The organism is Ensifer sp. Root278 (assembly GCF_001429285.1).
GTDB lineage: Bacteria > Pseudomonadota > Alphaproteobacteria > Rhizobiales > Rhizobiaceae > Ensifer.
Window position 1 is genome coordinate 118,747 of sequence record NZ_LMJJ01000008.1, and the last position, 4,895, is coordinate 123,641.

The 4,895-nt window shown below is 60.0% G+C and carries 3 protein-coding genes; 1 reads left to right on the forward strand and 2 read right to left on the reverse strand.

Annotation, left to right across the window (positions count from 1 at the left end; genetic code table 11):
- Nucleotides 1-25: 25 nt before the first annotated feature.
- Nucleotides 26-1,834, reverse strand: a complete 1,809-nt coding sequence (locus ASE60_RS09455) for an ABC transporter ATP-binding protein/permease (RefSeq protein ID WP_057249558.1) — start codon at nt 1,832-1,834, stop codon at nt 26-28.
- Between the two features lie 205 nt (nt 1,835-2,039).
- Between ASE60_RS09455 and ASE60_RS09460 the strand changes: the two genes are divergently transcribed.
- Nucleotides 2,040-2,885: a methyltransferase domain-containing protein gene (locus tag ASE60_RS09460; protein ID WP_057249559.1), complete on the forward strand. Its 846-nt coding sequence runs from the start codon at nt 2,040-2,042 to the stop codon at nt 2,883-2,885.
- A 65-nt stretch (nt 2,886-2,950) separates the two neighbouring features.
- Here ASE60_RS09460 and ASE60_RS09465 read toward each other — a convergent pair whose 3' ends face one another.
- Entirely contained in the window at nt 2,951-4,249 is a 1,299-nt protein-coding gene (locus tag ASE60_RS09465; RefSeq protein WP_057249561.1) for a S41 family peptidase, read from the reverse strand.
- Nucleotides 4,250-4,895 lie beyond the last annotated feature (646 nt).

Here is a 4,895-nt window from a genome sequence, read left to right on the forward strand (position 1 = left end):
GGCGCTTCCGAATGGCTCGCTTGCTTCAATCCACCAATTGCGGATCGGCGGGCTGAAGGCTCCTTGGCTGCAGTCGCCGCAGCGTATTGCCTGCCGGGTTCTTGTCGAGGTGCAGCACGCGGGTGAAGAAGTCATTGCCGCGTTCGGTGCGTCCGATATTGACGATCGCGACACCTTGGAGTTCTTCGTCCATGAATTTCAGAACGCGCTGGTAGGCGTCGTCCTCAAGCGTGTCGAGCGCCTCGTCTATGATCAGCCACCGCGGCTTGTGCAAGCTGAGCCGGGCAATCGCCAAAAGGCGCTGTTCCGCTTCGCTGAGGTTCATCTGCTTTCGCGCATCCTGGTCAAGCCGGCCGCTGAGGCGACCAAGCCCGACCTTGGAGAGCACCGATGCAAGTTCACCCTTGCTGTAGCTATCGGCTGGACCTGGATAGGCGAGAACTTCGCCCAGGGTCCCGGGCGGGAAGTAAGGTGACTTCGGAACGAAGGCGAGGCCATCATCGACCGGCAGTGCAATGCGGCCGTGACCCCAGGGCCAAAGGCCAGCGATCGCCCGGAAGAACGGCGCCTTCTCCACCTCGGGCGCACCGGTGACAAGCACCCGTTCGCCCGGATCGATTGTCACGCTCTGCTCCCGCAGCGTGATGCAGCCCGTCGGCGAGACGATTTCGATATTGTCGAAACTCATCTGCGACGTTTCCGACGTCTTGAAGTCGATACGTTTGTCGCCCTCGTGCCTTTCGTCGGTCATCAGCAATGCGGAACGGAAGGCGGCAACGCGTAGCAGCGTGGCACGCCAGTCGGCGATCGCGCCGATGTTGTCGACGAACCAGCGCAACGACGCATGCACCTGGTTGAAGGCACCGACCGCCATCATCAGCCCGCCGAAGCTCAGGTCGCCGGCAAAGTAAACCGGCGCCGCAATGACGATCGGGGCAACGACCGTGATCCAACCATAACTGCCCGTCACCCAGGTCAGGCGTGTCACCGCGCGCAACAGGCCGTAGCTGATCTCGAGCACCGAGGCGAGATCGCGCTGCAAGCGCTTCTTTTCATTGGCCTCGCCTGAAGATAGAGACACCGCCTCGATATGCTCGTTAACGCGCATCAGCGAGAAGCGCAGCGCCGCCTCACGGGCATAGTGTTCACCGTTCAGCGCCACCAGCGGACGGCCGACCAGCCAGCTTAGCCACGAGGCCGTGCCTGCATAGAGAATGGCGGCCCAGACCATATAGCCGGGAATGGCGAAGGCGTAGCCAGACACATGAAAGACGAAGCCGTCGGACAGCGACCACAACACGCCGATGAAGCTCACCAGCAAAATACCCGATTGGAAAAGCCCGATTGAAAGCCCGGCTGACAGATCGGTCAGGTGGCGTGCATCCTCATGGATGCGTTGATCCGGGTTGATGCCGATTGCGCCGGCGTTCGCCAGACGAAACGCGCGCGAGGGGCGCATCCATTCGGTTATGAGATCTTCCGTCAGGCCCTCGCGCAGGCGCAGCTTGATGACCTGTCCGAGCCAGGTTTGCAGGACGTTGAGGACGAGAAGCACGCCAGCGATCTGGGCGAAGACGACCAACTGATGAAGAAAGGCGGGCAGGTCGCGTCGCTCGAGCGTGTCGTAGAACGGTTTGTACCATCGATTGAGGATGATCTGGCCGAAGGCTGTCACAACGATGACAACGACGATGGTTATGCTGAGCCAAATGATCTTGTTGCGTAGCGGCGAGGCCATGAAAGCCCGATGCATCATCCGCAATTGATCACCGAGGGATTGTTCGTCGCTGGGCTCTATCCGGCCGCTATTCTTGACGTTCGTCCGGTTCGACATCGGTGCGAATCTCTCCTTCCCGGTATCTTTAATTGGAATATAGCGTGCCTTACGCTCTCACCCTAGAGCGGATTGTCTAAGCTCACATGTAACCGCGGTCACAAAGGCCCTCGTATCCCGGCGCAAAATTGATTTGTACCATCCGAAAGCGGGTTCATAGTTTCGCCAAACGAGGTCGAAAAACGGCTCCAAGGGAGGAACCAGTATGTCCGCGCATCTCGATCAAATCCGCGATCAGCAAAGAGAAACCTGGGACCGCTTTTCAGCCGGCTGGAAGAAATGGGACGCTCTCGTTCTCGGCTGGCTTGCCCCCTTCGGCCAGGCGATGATCCGCCAAGCAGCGATCAAAGACGGCGATCAGGTGCTTGACGTCGCTGCTGGGACAGGCGAGCCGGGACTGACCGTCGCCGCCTCGATCCCGAACGGGCGCGTCACCGTCACGGATCTATCCGAGCGCATGCTTCAGGTGGCGAGCGAAAACGCCAGGAACCGCGGTCTGACGAATTTTGAAACCAGGATCTGCGAGGCCGGTGCATTGCCTTTCGCGGACGCGACGTTCGACGCTGTTCTTTGCCGGTTCGGCTTCATGTTTTTCCCTGATGTTGCGGCAGCAGCCGAACAATTGAAGCGGGTCGCGAAACCGGGTGCACGTGTTTGTGCTGCCGTCTGGGCCTCGCCTGACAAGAACATCTGGGCAACGACGATCATGTCGACCATTGCGCGCCACGTGGAAATGCCGAAACCGCCGGCGGGAGCCCCCGGCCTGTTCCGCTGTGCGCCCGAGGGCCTGATGACTGCCGTCTTTACTGACGCGGGCCTGCGAGACGTCCGTGAGGAAGAGGTCACGACCACGATGGTTCACGACACGCCCGAAGACTATTGGACCTTCATGACCGAAATCGCCGCACCCGTGGTGGCGGGATTGGGCCAGGCGGATATTGCAACGCGGGAGCGTATCAAGGCTGAGGTTCTGGATCTTGCCCGGCAGTCGATCCGGGCGGGCAAAGTCGAATTGCGCTCGACCGCGACAGTCGTCGCCGGTACGTGTTAGCCGCTAGAGCGCGCTTGCGCTCGAGGCTTTGGCGTGACGCGCCTGGGGCATGAACATTGCGCGGACTAGCGTGTCAGCGCTGGGTCGAGTGGCGCGGAAATCCGGCCATTTTTACCGGCGGCGAGCATCCTGGCCATCTCGTTGACCGCCGCCTCCCGCTGTGGATCCCTTCCTGCCGCATAGGCAAGCGGCGACGCCACCGAAATATCCGGCTCGATGCCAACAGCTTCGAGCCGAAGGTCGTTGTCGATCACCGCATCGGAAACCGCGAGTTCGAGCAGACTGTCATCCGGCAAGACATAGGCGCGGCCTGCGAGCAGGGCGCCCGCCGTCCGTTCACCGACCAGCGGGATGGCATTCTGCCTGAGGGCGTAGGCGAAGAGCTCCAGGCCGCTACGCGTACCTTTATCGATCAGCGCGATTACCGGCTTTCGCCAACGGAAGTTTGCGAGTGTCGCATCCCCGCGGCGCGGCACCAACCGGAAGGACGGCGTGTCGCCAACGAAAAGCTCCGCCGCATCGGCAGGGCCACCACCCCAGCGCCCGCGCAAGTCAACGACAACACCCTCGGCGTTCTTGAGGCGGCCGGTCGCAAGGGCTTCCGCGACAATATTGAGGCCATTGCGCGTTGAGAGCGTCCACATCCGCACGTAACCGATCTTGTGGCCATCGCGTTCGCTGAGTGCAAGACTTTTGTCGATCGCCCGCTCGAACATCGGCAGCGGCCGCAAGCGCTCCACCTGGACTTTCGCCGAAATCGATGCGGCATCGCGATGGCGTCGAAGCCGGATCTCGACGCTTCTACCTACCTTATCGGCGAAAGAGCCGATTTCCCGGTAGGGAAGCCCGTCAACCGACAGGATCTCGTCACCAACGAGCAGGCCGGCCTTCTCGGCGGGCGATCCATCGTAGACATCGGCAACGAAGCGACGATCACCGTCAACGGCCGTCACCATGCCGATGCCGGGATAGCGGACCTCGCCATCCGGCGGAAAGAGGCGGCGCACGTCATTCCGGATTGCGAAACGGAAAATGTCGGAGAGTTCGAAATAGTCGATCGTATCGGGCTTGTAGCGTCCGGTATGCGAGACCCGAAGGCTGGAAAGGACCGATGTGATCGCGTCGTCGACGTCGCTGGGTGAGCTCGTGGTCGCGATCGAGTGCAACCTCCCGTCGATTTGTGCCCGAGCAGCGGCGTTGAAGCGGGCCAGCGCCGTTGTGTCGTAGAATTCCTCATCCACCAGTTCGACGACGCGGTCAAACACAGGCTGGCCCGAACGCGTGACGTCGACTGCATGAAGAGCAGTCGGCTCCGACAGGAGCAACGCAATGGTCAGCAACGTACCTGCGAAGCCAGGGCGCATAGCTCGTCCTCCGGTTTCCGATCGCTCGATTATCGGCCAAACACGGCTTCTTGGGAGGCGGCCTGCTTGCAAAATCGCGTGATCTCGGCAGCGGACACCGTCCGCCCTGTCTGGTTCCGCTCGTTTTCAGATCGGAGTTCCCGGAGGCAGGCAAGGCATCGCAACGATCGTAGACTATCCGCGCGCAATTGGTGATTGCAATTTTATCGCTCGTTAAACGCGAAGCGATTAATCGACACCCGAATGGCGGTCATGTGGCGGACGAAGCGGCGCTGAGCAGATCGGGCCTCTGATCACTTTGGGTCATCAAAAAGAGGCGGCCGGATTAGCTCGTAGGAGCTATAAAATCCATTCAAACCAATCCGTTAATGGCGACAGATCTATTATGAAAATTCTGTAACGCAGTTGTCATATGCTTTCCGGTTTAAGTAAAAATCTAGCGGATTATGAAGATTTATTGACTGCGAAAGATTACGGCTTGTCTTTCCGCATTAGAGTTTGTTAACATTCGAATATAGGGGTTTCATTACAGCTTTGAACGCGGGAGGGTGGCATGCCGCTGTCGTCGATGCTTGATTCCAAGAATTCCCGACACCTCCGCCGAAAGTCAGCCGCACAGGATGGGCCACCTCCCCAGGAAACGGCG